Source organism: Vibrio sp. NH-7 (genome assembly GCF_053643215.1).
Genome location: NZ_CM132187.1, coordinates 1,691,053 through 1,706,686, shown reverse-complemented (window position 1 = coordinate 1,706,686; position 15,634 = coordinate 1,691,053). Strand labels below are relative to the sequence as shown.

Genomic DNA, 15,634 nt, shown 5'->3' with positions numbered 1-15,634 from the left:
TTACCGAGTTAGCTAGAGAGTTTAAGGTGCAGTACTGCTTTTAGTCCACCCATCGAGCTTCTCTCTAGCGTGAAATTGCCGCGATAGCTGTGGGCCATTTCGCTAACAATATTCAATCCGAGCCCGGTTCCGGGGGTTGTCTCATCTAATCGCACACCGCGTTTGATGACCTGTTCGAGTTTTTCTTCAGGGATACCACAACCATTGTCTTCGATAATGATGTCGATTTCTTGATTTGGGTGTGTCGCTGAATGAACTCGAATGATTGAGCTTGACCACTTGTAGGCATTTTCCAATAAGTTACCAACCATCTCATCAAAGTCGGTGTCTTCGACGGCAACGACAAGCTCAGAGTCGATTTCATTAATCAGTGTCACGTCTCGATGCGCGTAGACTTTATCAAACGCGAGTGAAATGGCGTCAATTCTCTCTGACGGGTTGGTTTTCACCGACAAAATGTTTTTTGAGCCGGCCATTCGAGCGCGACCAAGATGGTAATCAATTTGGTGCTGGATTTGGCTTACTGGGTCTTGCAGTCGATCGCGAATGTCTTGTTCAGACGTACTGATCTCGTTTCTTAGTACCGATAGCGGTGTTTTGAGCGCATGTGAAAGGTTGCCTGCGTGGTGACGGGCGCGTTCAAGCAGTTCTTGATAGTGGAACAGCAACGCATTCAAGTCGAGCACGATAGGGGCGACTTCGCGTGGGTATTCTCCATCTAGGCTTGCTTTGTCTCCAGAACGTACTTGCGAGAGTTCTTTGTGCATTTTGGTAAGGGGGCTAAGAGACCATTGGACCTGAATCACGATGATCATTAGAACGCCAAAATAGAGCAAAGCGAGGATAACCCAAAGTTGGCCCATAAGTTCGGCAACCGTGTCTTCTAGCGGTTGTTCATCAATGCCGATTAACACATCAATTGGACCGTCATATTCGGGGAAGTAAAGTGACGTTTCAATGTAGATGAGACGCTCATCGCGTGCGCCTAGGGCGTGTTTTTCCCCTTTATCAAAGGTGATTTTTTTGTCCCAAAGCGAGCGTGAGCGAAGTTGATCTGCCGCGTTGTCAATAGACCAGTAGAGGCCACTGTATGGGCGATTGAATCTTGGGTCGGAAAGGGGAGTCGCTAAGGTCAGTTTGCCGCTTTCATCGACTTCGATAGAGGCGGATAACTCATCAAGATAGAGAGAGAGCTGTTCGTTGGTCGAGTCCAACATGTAACTGAACACCTGTTTGGGTACTGTTACGCCCGCAGCGATGACCATGGCGGTCAACCAAACAACAGCCGCCAGTACGAGGCGGCGTCTTAAGCTGAGGCGTTTCAGCGGGTAACGTATCTTATTCAGCATTCAATTGATATCCCAATCCTCTCACTGTTTTGATCACTTTAGGCGCAATTTTCTTTCGAATACGACCAATAAACACTTCGATGGTATTGGAGTCACGGTCAAAATCTTGCTTATAGATATGCTCCACCAGCTCGGTACGTGAGATGACCTTTTCAGGGTGGTGCATGAAGTAAGCGACAACCTTAAATTCAAGAGCGGTGAGGCTGATCGCCTGCCCTTGCCACATGACTTTAGACGTGCGGGTATCAAGGCTCAAGTTACCATTTTGAATCACAGGAGAGGCATTGCCCGAAGCGCGGCGAAGCTGAGCACGAATACGAGCAATCAGTTCGACCATTTCAAAGGGTTTGGTTTGATAGTCGTCGGCGCCAGCATTCAACCCTTCTACGCGTTGGGTGAGTGTATCTCGCGCACTGAGGATGATGATGGGGGTGTTGATGTTTTCATCACGAATGCTCTTCAGTACCGTTAGCCCATCAAGTTTGGGTAAGCCCAGATCAAGAACGATCGCTTCCCAGTCTTCTGAGGTAGCGCGATAGAGAGCGTCAATGCCATCGGTTGAGAGTTCTGGCGTCCAACCGTTTTGCTCAAGGGCTTCAACGATCTGTTCACCTAGGCGTGGTTCATCTTCTACGACAAGTATCTTCATATTATTGGTCTTCTAGATTCTTAAGGGCTTTTTTGAAATGGCGGCCTTTTATCAGCAGCATTTCGAGAGTTTCCGCATTGTATTCAACTTTGATGATGTTGTTTTGGTGATTGATCTTCAGCTCGTAAACCCAAATGTCGTCATCCTCTTCTAATTCAACTTCAATGATGCGTCCTCGCAAGTCGCGTTCAACAGCGGCATACATTTCAGAGAAAGGACGAATAACGCCTTTTTTGACGGCGTCATACACTTCATCTTGATCTTCTTCAAACTCAATTCTGGTTTCTGGTTTGTGCACATCTTGCACTAGCTCGTGGCCGTTATGGTCAGCCGCTATACAGCTGAAACTGGATAGAGAAAGTAGGCTAAGCATCAATGGAATGGAAAGAGATTTCATTTGGCGCACTCTCAATAGGTTGAATAGTCACAGTGTAAATGAACGAAGATGAATGGTGAATGAATAGTTTCCGTGCGGTCAAAACTGCTCCGCTTACAAAGTCTTACTTACTCTTAATATTGATAAGGATATCATCGCAGGGTTTGTATATTCGGTGTTAATTTATTAAAGCGGGTTTTACTCAATGGTTAGCAGGTTACTGGTTCTGTTTACGCTGTTTTCTAGCTTAGTGTATGCGGGCGATGATAAGACAACATACACGTTGTCAGATGTCGACTATCGCCTGTTTGCGTCCAGTGAGCCCGCTGATGTCATTGCACAATCATCGAGTGAATATTTTAGCAGTGGCGTCATGTGTCGACCCAGTGCCAACGAGTCTTGCTGGCTTGAACTCTCCACCGCGGATGATGGCTTTGGCGATTACAGCCTCATTTTGAAAAGTTTGTCCTCTCGGGAAGGGGGTGTCTATTTTGTCCATCATTCGAAAATCCAGTATAAACAGCGATTTGACCAATATCGCACCTTAAACTTGGAACGTAAATGGCCCTTTGATCGGGTGTTGCTAAGGTTCGATACCGGAAAATCAGTCAATGTCAGTACGATATTTATGCCCAACACTGTGTTGGCGAAAAAACTTGTCGTCAATAACGGTATTGCACTGGCGATTACCTTGTTTATTTTTGCTGTCAGTCTGTTTTATGTGTTGAATGTTTGGCGAGTAAAGCGCTTTCAATCCGCCTATATTCTTCTTTACTCGATTTCGTTTCTTCTGTTCTACATCTACAACTTCGGTTTTATATGGGATGGGTTGGATGAACTGGGCGTCTACATTCATCGATTTTTTGTCAGCCCTTATTGGTACGTTGCGTATACCGGCGCGCTGACAAGTTTGTACCTAATGATTGTCAGTGCAAGTGGTCTCCAAACAAATCATAGCCATTTCGCGATGTGTATAGGGATAGTGGCGCTTCAGGTTGCGATTATCTATTTTTCGCTATTCCCCATATATTTGGTGATCAATAACACTTTGTTGGCGGCGCTTTCACTGTGTTTGTTGCTAAATGAGAAGAATATTAAGCATAAGCGCTACATTTTGTTTTGCTATCTCGTTTGCTTTCTCTCGTCGTATATGGTGGTGGAAACCTCGCTATCGCAGTCTAGGTTAACGCTTTATTTTTATGAAATTCAGTTGCTGTTTTTCATTTCCCATATGCTACTTATCTTGATCTGTATTTATGAGCTGTCAGAGCTGAGAGTGGTTAATTTCGGTGATTATAAGAAGCTAAAGTCTTCGTCCATTCAAGACTTTATGACAGGGCTGCCGAATCGAAAGGCGATCAAATACAAGTCAAAGCTGCCAAACTCAATGTGTTTTTACTATATCGATGCAGACAAGCTCAAATTCACCAATGACACACAGGGGCACCATGTCGGTGATCGTATGTTGATTGGATTGGCAAACCGGATTAAAGCGATTGCGGAAGAGTGCTTGGGTGAGGTCTATCGTGTTGGCGGCGATGAATTTGTGCTCGTGACGGCCAAATCTGCATCCGATGCGCTGATTCAATCGCAACAAGAAGTGGCACATGGAACAGGAGATGAGCAGTGTTTTCAGTTTAGCTTCGGACGTTACCGGAGCGTGCCGGGTGAACTGGTAGAGGACAGCATCTACAAGGCGGAGTACTGCTGCCGCAAAGCCAAGCAGTTAAAACGTCGTTTTCAGGATTGGTGTGACCAAGATGAGTTAATGCTTTACTCATTGCCAAGCTTGAGGATAGAAGCCATTAAGCTGATAGAGTCGGACCGATTGGTCTGCTTTGCTCAGCAGATTGTTTCTCATTCATGCTCGGAGCAGCGTTACGAGCTGCTATGCCGATTGAAACGAAGCGGCCAACAAGGGGAGTTTCATTCTGCTGGTCAAGTTCTGGATATTGTGGCGTCCCATGGGCTCGAAAAAGAGCTCGATATCAAGATGCTTGCGTTTGCTCGCCAGTTTTTAACGCAGCATGATAATTTATACCTGAACTTAAACTTTTCGGTAAAAACCTTGTTTGAACCGCATGTGCTTGGATTGATCGAGCAGTTCCCATCGTCGAGTGCAAGGCGATTAACCATAGAGGTGACTGAGCAAGTATTCTATCGAGCGGATGCCAAATTTAAGAGTGTGGTGGAAAAGCTAAAAGCACTCGGTGTCGCGATTAGCCTAGATGATTTCGGTTCGGGGTACTCTTCCTATTCCATCTTGTCAGAAGTACAGTTTGATATGATTAAGATCGATGGCTCGCTGATCAAAGATATTCATCTCTCACGCTTTAAACAGCATATGGTGAAATCTATGGTCGAGTTGGCATCGATGGACAATATACGTTTGGTTGCCGAGCGCATAGAGCTGCAATCTGAACTCGACACCCTAAAGCGACTTGGCGTCAAATATACTCAAGGGTATTTACTGCATAAACCAGAATTGGCGTCATACCGATTCGATAGCATTTCTCATCAAGCGCATGAGGCAACATGCGCTTCACAGTGGGTTGTGAACTAACCAGCAAGCTCATCGGTGAAAATTCGATCTCTCAGTTTCCAGAACCTACCCACCTTACGAGCGATGATAAACTGAGGCAGACGGAATCGATGCTGGTTGTTGACTACCTTGGTCGGTGATGCGTCATCAAATGGACGGTGTTTATCCGCCAAATGAGGACGAACAAACTGGTCTTTAAAGCGTTGCTTCTGGTTCTTGGTGGTCAGGGACCAAAACTCATGAACTTGCGCCTGATTGTCGCCAATGTATGTGACCTTTAGGCTGCTTTTGCCTTTCTCGTCTTTGTGGACGGCTAATGTCATGTCTCGGCATTCAAATACCAATGCGTCTTTTAAGTTCAGTGCCTCTTTAAGTTTCTTGTCCGGGTCAACCAGCGTGGCATCGCACTCGTGACAAATACGTGCTGCAATGTCGTTATCAGCGCCGCATTCTCCGCAATACTTGGCGCGAAAACGGTAGTTACAATGCTCTCGTTCTCCCGTTTCTTCGTCTTCAAAAAAGCCTTGGCATTTGCGCCCGAAGTGTTCGATCAGAAAGCCATTGCTGTCTAATTTTCCCCAGAAATTGTTGTTAAAACCGCAAGCAGGGCAAGGAATAGTAATGATCTCGCTATCGGAATCCGGTTTTGCGTCGCCAACTTCAGGCTGATACAGGTCGTAGCTGTTTCCGGCGTAGTCGAGGACCAAGCACTCTTCTTTACCTGGAGATAAACGAAGCCCTCGGCCGACGATCTGTTGGTACAAACTGATGGACTCGGTAGGTCGCAAGATAGCAATCAGATCAACGTGAGGGGCGTCGAACCCTGTCGTTAACACAGAGACATTGACTAGATACTTAGTTTTGCGCTCTTTGAAGTTTTGAATGATGCTATCGCGTTCAATCGTCGGCGTGTCACCAATCACGAGGGCAGTTTCACCTTCTGGAAGTAATCCGTAGATTTCTTGTGCGTGCCTAACGGTGGCGGCGAAAATCATCACGCCTTGCTTATCTTTGGCTAGGTGGATGATTTGCTCAACAATCTGAGGCGTAGCGCGCTTGGCTTTATCAATCACCATATCCATTTCGGATTCTTTGTAACGTCCGGTTGAGGCGGGAGTTAGCTGCGAGAAATCGTAACTCAACACAGGCGCATCCATCATTCTCGCGGGCGTTAAGAACTTCTCATCGAGCAAATAGCGGATGGGCAGCTCGAAAATACAGTCGCGGAAAAACCTTGGCTCTTCGGTGCGTACCAAGCCGCGAGTATGATATTGGTATATCCACCCCATCCCAAGGCGATACGGTGTGGCGGTAAGTCCAAGCACCTTGATACCAGGGTTGAGCTCTTTGAGGTGACCAATCACTTTTTGGTAACTGGTGTTTTTGTTATCTGGGACGCGGTGGCACTCATCAATCACGAGTAGAGAGAACTGGTTCTTGAACTCGTCGAGATTCCTCACCACCGATTGAACGGAAGCAAATACCACCTGTTGATCAGTTTCTTTGCGTCCCAAGCCCGCCGAATATATCGCGCCTTTTAACCCATAGCCTTCATACTTTGCATGGTTTTGTTCAACCAGTTCCTTTACATGAGCAAGCACAAGAACGCGCCCTTTGGCTAAACGCGCCAGCTCTGCGATCACAAGGCTCTTTCCAGCACCAGTCGGCAACACAAGAACAGCAGGTGATGAGTGCTTACGAAAGTAATGAATAACGGCTTTGACGGAGTCGGCTTGATAGGGGCGAAGTGTATACATAAATTGTGTGAAATAGCTCAACTATTTGTGGCAGTCGCACTATAATACCCCACCTAACAAAGATGAGGTATTCATGCGTTTAGATAAATATTTGTGTGATGCACTGGGTGCGACACGTAAAGAAGCAACAAAAATCATTAAAAGTGGCGACGTAACGGTCAACGATGTTATGCAAAAAAGTGGTGCGTTTAAAGTTACCGATGCGTGTGTTGTTGAGTGGCAGGGGCGCGAAATTCAAAAGCCTGGTCCGCGCTACATTATGCTGTTTAAACCGGATGGTTTTGTTTGCTCGCATGAAGATGGTTTCAACCAAACGGCGTTCGCGTTGCTTGATGAAGTGAAAATGGAAGATCTTCATTTCGCAGGTCGATTGGATGTTGATACTACAGGTTTGGTGCTCATTACCGATGATGGTCAATGGTCACACCGCATTACTTCACCTAAGCATAAGTGTGAAAAGACGTATCGTGTTTGGCTGGTGGATCCCATCGGGGACGACTACGCGGATAAACTCGCCCAAGGCGTTGAACTTCGCAACGAAAAAGAGCCAACATTGCCTGCAAAAATGGAAGTGGTCAACCATGATGAAAACGAACTGCTACTGACCATCACGGAAGGCAAGTACCACCAAGTAAAACGCATGTTTGCAGCCTTGGGCAATAAAGTTGAGCATCTGCACCGTGAACGTATTGGTGCCATCGAACTCGATTATTCGCTTGAACCGGGTGAATATCGCTACCTAACGGAAGAGGAAGTAGACTCTGTTTGGAAGTAATGCTCGTTATAGGAAATAGTTTAATTCCAAATAGGAACTAGTTATTTTTATCAATTTGATTGAATATAGATCAGTTCAAGGCTCGCGGATGCGAGTCTTTTGTTTCTGTTTGGTTGCAGCACGGACGCTGCATATCTAACGCAACCGAGTAGGAGTCTTATGCCTAATTCTGCAGTCGAGCAAACCAACACCCCACAAATCAATTTTCTTATCTTCGTTATTCTTGGGGCGATTGGAGCATTAACGCCGCTCGCGATTGATATGTATCTACCTGCCATGCCAACGATCGCAAAAGATCTTGGGGTCGCAGAAGGTGCCGTTCAAATTACCTTGACCGCTTATACCGCGGGCTTTGCTATCGGCCAGTTGATTCATGGCCCACTAGCTGACAGTTATGGACGCCGTCCAGTGCTGTTACTGGGTGTTCTGTTTTTTGGTATCGCTTCTGTGGTCAGTGCGACCACCACGGGAATCGAAGCGCTCACTTGGGTACGTACGGCTCAAGGTTTTGCAGGCGCTGCCGCTGCGGTGATTATCCAAGCGGTGGTGCGCGACATGTTTGATCGCGAAGACTTTGCCCGCGCAATGTCGTTTGTCACCTTGGTAATGACGGTCGCGCCACTGGTAGCCCCTATGGTGGGGGGACACGTTGCTGTGTGGTTTGGCTGGCGCGCTATTTTTTGGATTCTGGCTGGGTTTGCGGCAATCGTCATTTTGCTGGTGGTCTGGAAAATCCCAGAAACGCTCAGTGCGGAGAAAAGACAGCCTCTGCGCTTTAGAACGACGATGCGCAATTACTTTAGATTGTGTGCGAATCCGACAGCGATGGGACTCATTTTCTCTGGGGCATTTTCGTTTTCTGGTATGTTCGCGTTCTTAACCGCGGGTTCGTTTGTCTATATTGATATCTATGGCGTGCGTCCTGACCAATTCGGCTATTTATTTGGGCTGAATATTATCGCCATGATCATCATGACAAGCATTAATGGCCGCTTGGTAAAGAAAGTCGGCTCCCATAACATGCTTCGTTTTGGTCTGGCTGTTCAGTTAATCGCCGGTTTGGGGCTTTTTGTCGGTTGGTTACTTGACCTAGGCTTATGGGGCACAGTACCTTTCGTGGTCATGTTTATTGGTACGATTTCGACCATAGGCAGTAACTCGATGGGGCTGCTATTAAGTGGCTACCCAACCATGGCGGGTACGGCGTCATCACTTGCTGGCACGTTGCGATTTGGTACGGGTTCCATTGTGGGTGCCATTGTGGCGTTTATGCCCGGTGGAGCCACTTGGCCTATGGTGACAACAATGACGGCATGTTCCGTGTTGTCTGCCGCGTTATATTGGATATTTGGAAGAAAGGCGTAATGTCTGAATACACGATTGAAATTCAAAAATTAGTCAACACCGCGCTCGCTGAACTGGCTGCCGAGCACAAATCTGGAAAAGCGGTGAATGCGCCTGCAGCAAACAACTTGTACTTGTTGCGCTGGGTAACGCGAGCGATCAAAGCTCAACGATTTCCTCGTGTTGTCAGTGGTGATCTCATCCGCTGGCAAAAGATGGGACGCTCAAAAGGCAATGATGCAGGCTTGATGATGACCTTTGAGCGTATCTCAAAATACTACGCTCAATTCTTTCCTGAAGGCCAACAAGATCGCGTGATTAAAGATCATGAGATCAATGCGTTCATTGACATGATGGAAGAGCAGGGCTGGGAAGTGACAACATCAGAAGCCTTGGTCGACTGCGGAAAGATTCAGATCTTTACTGAAGGTCCGAACTCGCTAGCGATGTGTACGGAGCAGTGTGAAAGCTGTTTTGACGGTGAAGTGATGATCAAACCGATGAACTGGTTTGTAAGAGGCCATCACGCTGACTTTATTGAAAAGGCATCGGCAGCAGGGTTTATGGTTCACAAAGTGACTGACTATAAGTCTAACGTGAAATATCATGGTGAATACTTGGTTTACCCTGATAACCGAGGCGAGCATTTAGCCGAGATTCCGCTTAGCTTCAAAGCGCAGTAAGCCTACCGTAAAGAGCTCCTATTATTGGAGCTCTTTTGCTTTGCGGACAATGGCTTTAACCATCCCTTTAAAGATAAACAGATGCGCTGGCATCATGGCGAACCAATAGAGCAATCCAAGCAACCCTTGCGGGTGCCACCAAGCGGTCACGTTTAAGACTCGTTTTTCTCCTAGATCTTCAATGGTGAATTCAAGCCTTCCTAAGCCAGGTCCTTTCATGCCAAATAGCAGGGATATGAATCGATTAGGTTCACAGCGAATCACTTTCCAAGAATCAATAAAGTCACCGACTTGAAGCTCTGGACCGGGAGGAGAGCGGCGAATCGGTCTCTGTCCGCCAAAGAAAATATCCAGCCATTCTCGTGTGCGCCAAAGTAAGTTAGCGAAGAAGTACCCTTCTTTTTTACTACCAATCTGGCGGACGACTTTCCACAGCTGCTCACTTGAAAGCGAGGTCTCGATGCTTGCTCCGGTTTGCTTCGGGTAATAGCCATAACCCGCTTGCCAGCGTTTTAGTGCTGCGGGGTCAAATCCCCAAACTTCGCTTCGAACAAAGGTTCCCTCTGCAGCAATGCTATTGCTCACCATTTCTCTAAACGAAATAAGGGGTTGGGGGAATCGCTGCTGAATAGCGGTGGAGTCAGCGATAAAATCGTGCTCCAGTCCTGAAAGTAACGCCGCTCCAATGCTCGAAGGTACAGAAGTAACTACGCCTAACCACTTTGACGCCATGGATGGAGTAAGTAGAGACGTGGACCACAGCTTTATCGGCTTTTTAATGACATCACTAATCACGTGGAACTGATCTCGGTAGGTTAGGGTGTCGGGGCCTCCGACTTCATAGAGCGCATTCTCGGTCGGCGTCTCTTCAGCCAGTGAGAGCAAATAGTGATTAAGATTTGGCAAGGCGATAGGGTTGGCTTTTGAGTCTACCCACTTTGGCGTCACGAGTATCGGCATGTTATAGACAAAGTCACGCATGATCTCAAAAGCGGCGGAACCGGGACCAATAATGACGCCGGCACGAAGTTCGGTAATGGGTACACCTGAACGACGAATGATGTCCCCCGTCATACGCCGAGCTTTCAAATGCTCAGAGTTGCCCGTCTGTGGCTGAATTGCGCTTAGGTAAATGACATGCTTCACCGCACTGTTCTCCAATGCCGTTTTGAAGTTTTCGGCAAGGGAGAGTTCGTAGTCAAGAAAATCGTGGCCGTGTGCCATGCCATGGACAAGAAAATAGACTAAATCAAACTGAGGCACTAAGGCTTGCGTGGCATCGAGATCGGCAAGATCCAAATAGCAAATGTTCAAGTTTTGATGAGGGGTGATTCGTGCAGACAAATAATCAATTTGTCGAGCGGCAGCGGTGACATGGTACCCTTTTTCGCACAACTGAAATAACAGTTGCGAACCGACATAACCGGATGCTCCAAGGACAAGCACTTTTTTCATCCATTGCCTCTCTAAAATTGATGGTTTAGATATTCAACTGATCATATAATAAACAGTTAAAATTTCCCATTTATCATACTGTTGTTGTGAACCGGTAACGCCCTATGCTCTCAAATGTTTTATACCACACTAAAGGCGATTTTATTCGCCGCTTAATCGCGATCGCGTTACCCATCACGCTACAAAGTATTATGTTCTCGAGCCGTGGTTTGGTCGATGTCCTTATGCTTGGTCAGCTCGGTGAAGCCGAGATTGCGGCGGTTGGTGTGGCAGCACGGGCGACGTTTGTTACCACCATCATGCTCGTTGGTGTGACAACGGGGGGCGCGCTGCTTACGGCTCAATATTGGGGAGCAGGGGATAAGCAAGGGGTTCGCGAAAGTACCGCATTGACCTGGCTAGTATCGAGTCTGTTTGCTGCATTCACTGCTGGCTTATTTATCCTCTTCCCAACTCAAATTATGAGCTTGGCAACCAGCGATCAAAACGTTATTGCTCTCGGTGCTGAATACTTGGTGATTACGTCGGTCAGTATGTTTGCGGTTGCCTGCGTGGCAAGTATGGCGGTTGGTTTACGCGCGATGCATAAACCAGGCGTCAGTACCTTTTTTAGTGGCATCGGAATTTTGTCGAACGTATTTCTTAACTGGGTACTTATTTTCGGTAAATTTGGTGTTCCCCCAATGGGCATTAAAGGGGCGGCAATCGCGACGGTTTTAAGTGGCGCGATTGAAGTAATGACCCTATTTAGCTACCTCTACATTCGTAAGCACCTTCTTGCTTTTGGACTTATTGACCTTCGAAATGTCATCGATTGGCCGCGAATCGTAAAATTCCTAAAGCTCTCTTTGCCGACCACTTTTAACTTCCTCGCTTGGGCTGGCGGGTTGTTTGCCTACCACGCTATTTTAGGGCAATCAGGGGTGCAAGGCTTGGCTGCGTTGTCAGTTATGACACCAGTCGAATCCATTTCTCTTGCACTGTTAATTGGCATGTCCAACGCAGCGGCGGTGTTGGTGGGTAACCAAATTGGCGCAAAGAATTATGAGCAAGTCTATTACCAAGCGTTAGGTGTCACGATTCTTAGCCTTTTAGTAGGGGTTTGCGTGGCATTTTTACTCTATTTGCTGCAAGGGATAGTGCTAGATTCGTTTAGCGCTTTGACGCCAGAAACGCGCGCGCTCTCTGAAAAGTTCATGCTGGTATTGAGTCTTGGGATTGTCCTGCGCTCCGTTCCGATGATGACGATAGTGGGGGTGTTACGGGCTGGTGGCGATGTCAAATTTTGTCTATATCAAGACCTTGTCGCTCAGTGGTTGATTGGCATTCCGTTAGCAGCATTCGCTGCAATAGGTCTTGGATGGTCGCCAGAGTGGATTTATCTTTTGTTTTTAACAGAAGAGCTGCTCAAATGGTTTGGCTCTGTCTATAGAATGACCACGCGCAAGTGGATTCGTAATTTGATCGAAAATTAGACATAGAGCGATAACTTATTGCATTTCGATGCATATCTTGTGATCTAGTATCCAAAATGCTTCCTAGTTACGGCGAATTAGTGTAGATTCACAGTCCGAATTTTTTGTTTTCGAGAGTTTTGATGCTTCAACTAACAGACCTAAGTAAAGGCTATGTGGATGGTGGTGAGTTTCACCCAGTTTTACAAGGTGCTGAGTTGTCTTTAACCCAAGGTGAGCAAATCGCTTTGATGGGAGAGAGTGGTTCAGGCAAGAGTACGTTACTCAACCTAATTGCAGGTTTAGACACGGTTGACTCTGGCGAGATATTGTTCCCAAATTTCACTATGCATCAAGTCTCCGAAAGCAAACGAACGGCTTATAGACGAAACAACATTGGTCTTATTTTCCAGCAGTTTAACCTTCTTCCGACACTCAATATTGCTGACAATATTCGCTTTTGTCGTCAACTTAAAGGCTTACCTGAAGATCAAGGTTTGTGGCGTCAAATCCTTTCCGCACTTGATCTTATGCCATTGCTTGGCCGCTACCCAGAGGAAGTCTCTGGTGGGCAACAGCAACGCGCTGCGATTGCTCGCGCTTTGTATATGGAACCTAAAATTCTGCTTGCCGATGAGCCGACCGGAAGTCTCGATGAACGTAACGCCGAAGCGGTAATGCGATTACTTACCTCGTTAACTAAGCAACTTGAATGCACGCTTTTACTGGTGACTCACAGTGAGCGAGTCGCTGCCCACATGGAAGGTAAGATTCGTCTTCAAGGAGGACAGCTTCATGTTATGGCCCGTAGTTAAAGCACTACTTGGCCACTACAGACGCTATCCTTTTCAAATCCTCCTTGTCTGGCTTGGCCTCACTTTGGGTGTATCACTCCTTGTTGGTGTGAGCTCGATTAACAACCATGCAAAACAAAGCTATGAGCATGGCGAAAAGCTGTTTTCCAACCCTCTTCCATACCGTATTCGTCCAAAACATACGACCAATAAGATCCCTCAAGGATTTTATGTCCAGTTGCGTCGTGATGGCTTCCACCAGTGCGCACCGTTTGAAAACTTAAGAGTTCATACCGAGCAGGGTGCCGATCTCGTGTTAGTGGGTATTGACCCCGTTGCCATGCTCAAGATGCAAGATAGTGAGATGTTGAAGGACATCGCATCACTTAAGTTGATGCGTCCACCCTACCCAGTATTGGTTAGTCAAGATCTCGCGGATCATATGAAGTGGCGAAATGGGGATTTTATTCGCTTAGAAGATGCCAGTAAGCTAGGGCCAATCCTAGTCGACTCCGAAGGTATGTTGAATGGCACGCGTATAATCGCGGATATGTCGCTGCTGCGCATGTTGGAGCGTCGTTCCGGTATATCGGTTATTGCATGCGGTGAAATGCCAGAAGCTAAACTGGCTCGACTGAAAGCCTCTTTACCAAATGGTATGGAGCTAAGCCGTAGTTCTCGTACTCAACTTGAGTCCTTGACCCAAGCGTTTCATATGAATCTGAGCGCGATGGGGATGTTAGCCTTTTTGGTTGGCCTGTTTATTTTTTATCAAGCGATGTCGTTGTCTTTGGTTCAACGTCAGCCATTGGTTGGAATTCTCCGTCAAACCGGTGTATCTGGATGGCAGCTCGCTCAAGCGCTGTTGCTTGAACTGATTTTTCTTGTTGTGGTGAGTTGGGTTTGCGGCAACGTGTTAGGACTATTCTTAGCCAATCAACTGGTTCCTGCGGTTTCAGCCAGTTTGGGCGATCTTTATAATGCTAACGTCGGATTGGCTTTGAAGTGGAGCTTAAGTTCAAGTCTTCATAGCCTCTACCTTTCACTGATTGGGGCGTTTGTGGCTTGCGCTTGGCCACTGATTCGCTTGCTTCGATCGCAGCCAATTCGTTTAACAACACGCTTGTCGTTGGTGCGTTTTGCGGGCACTGAGTTTACGATTCAAGCGCTACTCGCATGTGCACTATGTGTTGCTGCGATTGCGATCTATCAAGCTCCTCAGACTCAAGAGTCTGGCTTTGTCATCATTGCTTTGATGTTACTTAGCGTCGCTCTATTTACCCCTTTCCTTGTGTGGAAAGTGTTTGATGGGTTCTCTTACTCATTAAGGTGGGTAAAAGCGCGTTGGTTCTTCGCGGATGCGGCTGCCAGTATGAGTTATCGCGGTGTGGCTACCATGGCGTTTATGCTTGCGATGGCTGCCAATATTGGTGTTGAAACTATGGTTGGCAGTTTCCGTGATACAACGGATAAATGGTTGAGCCAGCGTTTAGCCGCAGATCTTTATATTTATCCAAACACCAACGCTGCCGCTCGTGTAAGTACTTGGCTGAGTAAGCAACCTGAAGTCGACAAAGTGTGGTGGCGTTGGGAAAAAGAGGTCAACACCTTAAAAGGGCCATTACAAGTGGTTAGCACTGGGGCATCAGAAGGTGAACTCGAAGCGCTGACGGTAAAATTAGGTGTGCCAAACTATTGGTACCATTTGCATCATTCGAAAGGCGTGATGATCAGTGAATCGATGGCTCTCAAGTTGGATATCAGGCCAGGTGATTATGTTGACCTTGCAGAAGGGTTAGGGCAAGGCTGGCAAGTCGTGGGTGTCTACTACGATTACGGCAACCCCTACAATCAAGTGCTTTTGTCACATCGTAATTGGCTCTACGCGTTTGCAGGTGGTGGCAGCGTTGCGCTTGGTGCGGTGTTGAATGACGGCGTCAACCCTATGGGATTGAAACGCCGGATGGAGTCTGTATTTAGAATCGACTCTGAACGCATTTTCGATAACAGCCACATCCATAAGCAAGCGATGCGGGTTTTTGATAGAACCTTCTCCATCGCAGATACATTAGGCAATATCACATTGGTGATTGCCGTGTTCGGTATCTTTTTTGCCACTATTGCTGGGGAAGTCTCACGTCAAAAACACATCTCAGTGTTGAGGTGCTTGGGGATGTCGGGACGTGAGCTTGTCCTAATGGGAAGCTTACAGCTCTTTGTTTTTGGTGCCGTGTCTATTTTGATTGCCATGCCGTTAGGGATAGCCTTAGCGAATTTAGTCGTCGATATTATTATCAAGCAGTCGTTTGGTTGGACGTTAGAGCTGCAATTTATTCCAAGTGCGTACTTGCAAACGGGCCTGCTGGCGATGATGTCTTTGGTCGTAGCTGGTGCAATACCTGTGTTAAGAATGATCCGCGGGACCGCCATGAAGTCATTGAGGGAATCGCTATAAC

12 protein-coding genes are annotated in these 15,634 nt (G+C 46.9%); 7 read left to right on the top strand and 5 right to left on the bottom strand.

Features of this window, described 5'->3' with window-relative positions:
• Positions 1-8: 8 nt before the first annotated feature.
• The 3 genes from ACUALS_RS07845 to ACUALS_RS07835 are packed head-to-tail and all read right to left on the bottom strand — an operon-like array spanning position 9 to position 2,371.
• Entirely contained in the window at positions 9-1,349 is a 1,341-nt protein-coding gene (locus ACUALS_RS07845) for an ATP-binding protein (RefSeq protein ID WP_454448102.1), read from the bottom strand.
• Positions 1,339-1,998, bottom strand: coding sequence for a response regulator transcription factor (locus ACUALS_RS07840; RefSeq protein WP_005472004.1), 660 nt, complete (start codon positions 1,996-1,998; stop codon positions 1,339-1,341). Before ACUALS_RS07840 ends, ACUALS_RS07845 begins: the two co-directional genes overlap by 11 nt.
• A gap of 1 nt (position 1,999) precedes the next feature.
• Entirely contained in the window at positions 2,000-2,371 is a 372-nt protein-coding gene (locus ACUALS_RS07835) for a PepSY domain-containing protein (protein ID WP_454449237.1), read from the bottom strand.
• A 208-nt stretch (positions 2,372-2,579) separates the two neighbouring features.
• Between ACUALS_RS07835 and ACUALS_RS07830 the strand changes: the two genes are divergently transcribed.
• Entirely contained in the window at positions 2,580-4,937 is a 2,358-nt protein-coding gene (locus tag ACUALS_RS07830; RefSeq protein WP_454448101.1) for an EAL domain-containing protein, read from the top strand.
• Here the strand turns inward: ACUALS_RS07830 and ACUALS_RS07825 are convergent.
• Entirely contained in the window at positions 4,934-6,673 is a 1,740-nt protein-coding gene (locus ACUALS_RS07825) for a DEAD/DEAH box helicase (RefSeq protein ID WP_454448100.1), read from the bottom strand. The genes ACUALS_RS07830 and ACUALS_RS07825 overlap by 4 nt on opposite strands.
• A 73-nt stretch (positions 6,674-6,746) precedes the next feature.
• On the opposite strand from ACUALS_RS07825, the gene rsuA reads away from it, so the two are divergent.
• The 3 genes from rsuA (at position 6,747) to ACUALS_RS07810 (ending at position 9,475) form a co-directional block, all read left to right on the top strand.
• Positions 6,747-7,448 carry a 16S rRNA pseudouridine(516) synthase RsuA gene (gene rsuA / locus ACUALS_RS07820; RefSeq protein WP_038134437.1) on the top strand — a complete coding sequence of 234 codons (702 nt, stop codon included), beginning with the start codon at positions 6,747-6,749 and terminating at the stop codon, positions 7,446-7,448.
• A 159-nt stretch (positions 7,449-7,607) separates the two neighbouring features.
• The gene (locus ACUALS_RS07815; RefSeq protein ID WP_454448099.1) at positions 7,608-8,813 is read left to right on the top strand and encodes a Bcr/CflA family multidrug efflux MFS transporter; all 1,206 of its coding nucleotides are present in this window, start codon (positions 7,608-7,610) and stop codon (positions 8,811-8,813) included.
• A complete protein-coding gene (locus ACUALS_RS07810) occupies positions 8,813-9,475 on the top strand; it encodes a DUF2913 family protein (RefSeq protein ID WP_005472009.1) in 663 nt (220 codons plus the stop codon). Before ACUALS_RS07815 ends, ACUALS_RS07810 begins: the two co-directional genes overlap by 1 nt.
• Positions 9,476-9,496: 21 nt before the next feature.
• Here ACUALS_RS07810 and ACUALS_RS07805 read toward each other — a convergent pair whose 3' ends face one another.
• Complete coding sequence (locus tag ACUALS_RS07805; RefSeq protein WP_454448098.1) at positions 9,497-10,930, bottom strand: DUF2867 domain-containing protein; 1,434 nt, start codon at positions 10,928-10,930, stop codon at positions 9,497-9,499.
• A gap of 104 nt (positions 10,931-11,034) precedes the next feature.
• Between ACUALS_RS07805 and ACUALS_RS07800 the strand changes: the two genes are divergently transcribed.
• From ACUALS_RS07800 to ACUALS_RS07790, 3 genes are all read left to right on the top strand, one after another.
• A complete protein-coding gene (locus ACUALS_RS07800; RefSeq protein ID WP_454448097.1) occupies positions 11,035-12,405 on the top strand; it encodes an MATE family efflux transporter in 1,371 nt (456 codons plus the stop codon).
• Positions 12,406-12,527: 122 nt separating this feature from the next.
• Positions 12,528-13,199 (top strand): ABC transporter ATP-binding protein, encoded by a 672-nt coding sequence (locus tag ACUALS_RS07795; protein WP_454448096.1) that lies wholly within the window; start codon positions 12,528-12,530, stop codon positions 13,197-13,199.
• The gene (locus ACUALS_RS07790) at positions 13,180-15,633 is read left to right on the top strand and encodes an FtsX-like permease family protein (protein ID WP_454448095.1); all 2,454 of its coding nucleotides are present in this window, start codon (positions 13,180-13,182) and stop codon (positions 15,631-15,633) included. The genes ACUALS_RS07795 and ACUALS_RS07790 overlap by 20 nt, the downstream gene beginning before the upstream one ends.
• Position 15,634: the final 1 nt, after the last annotated feature.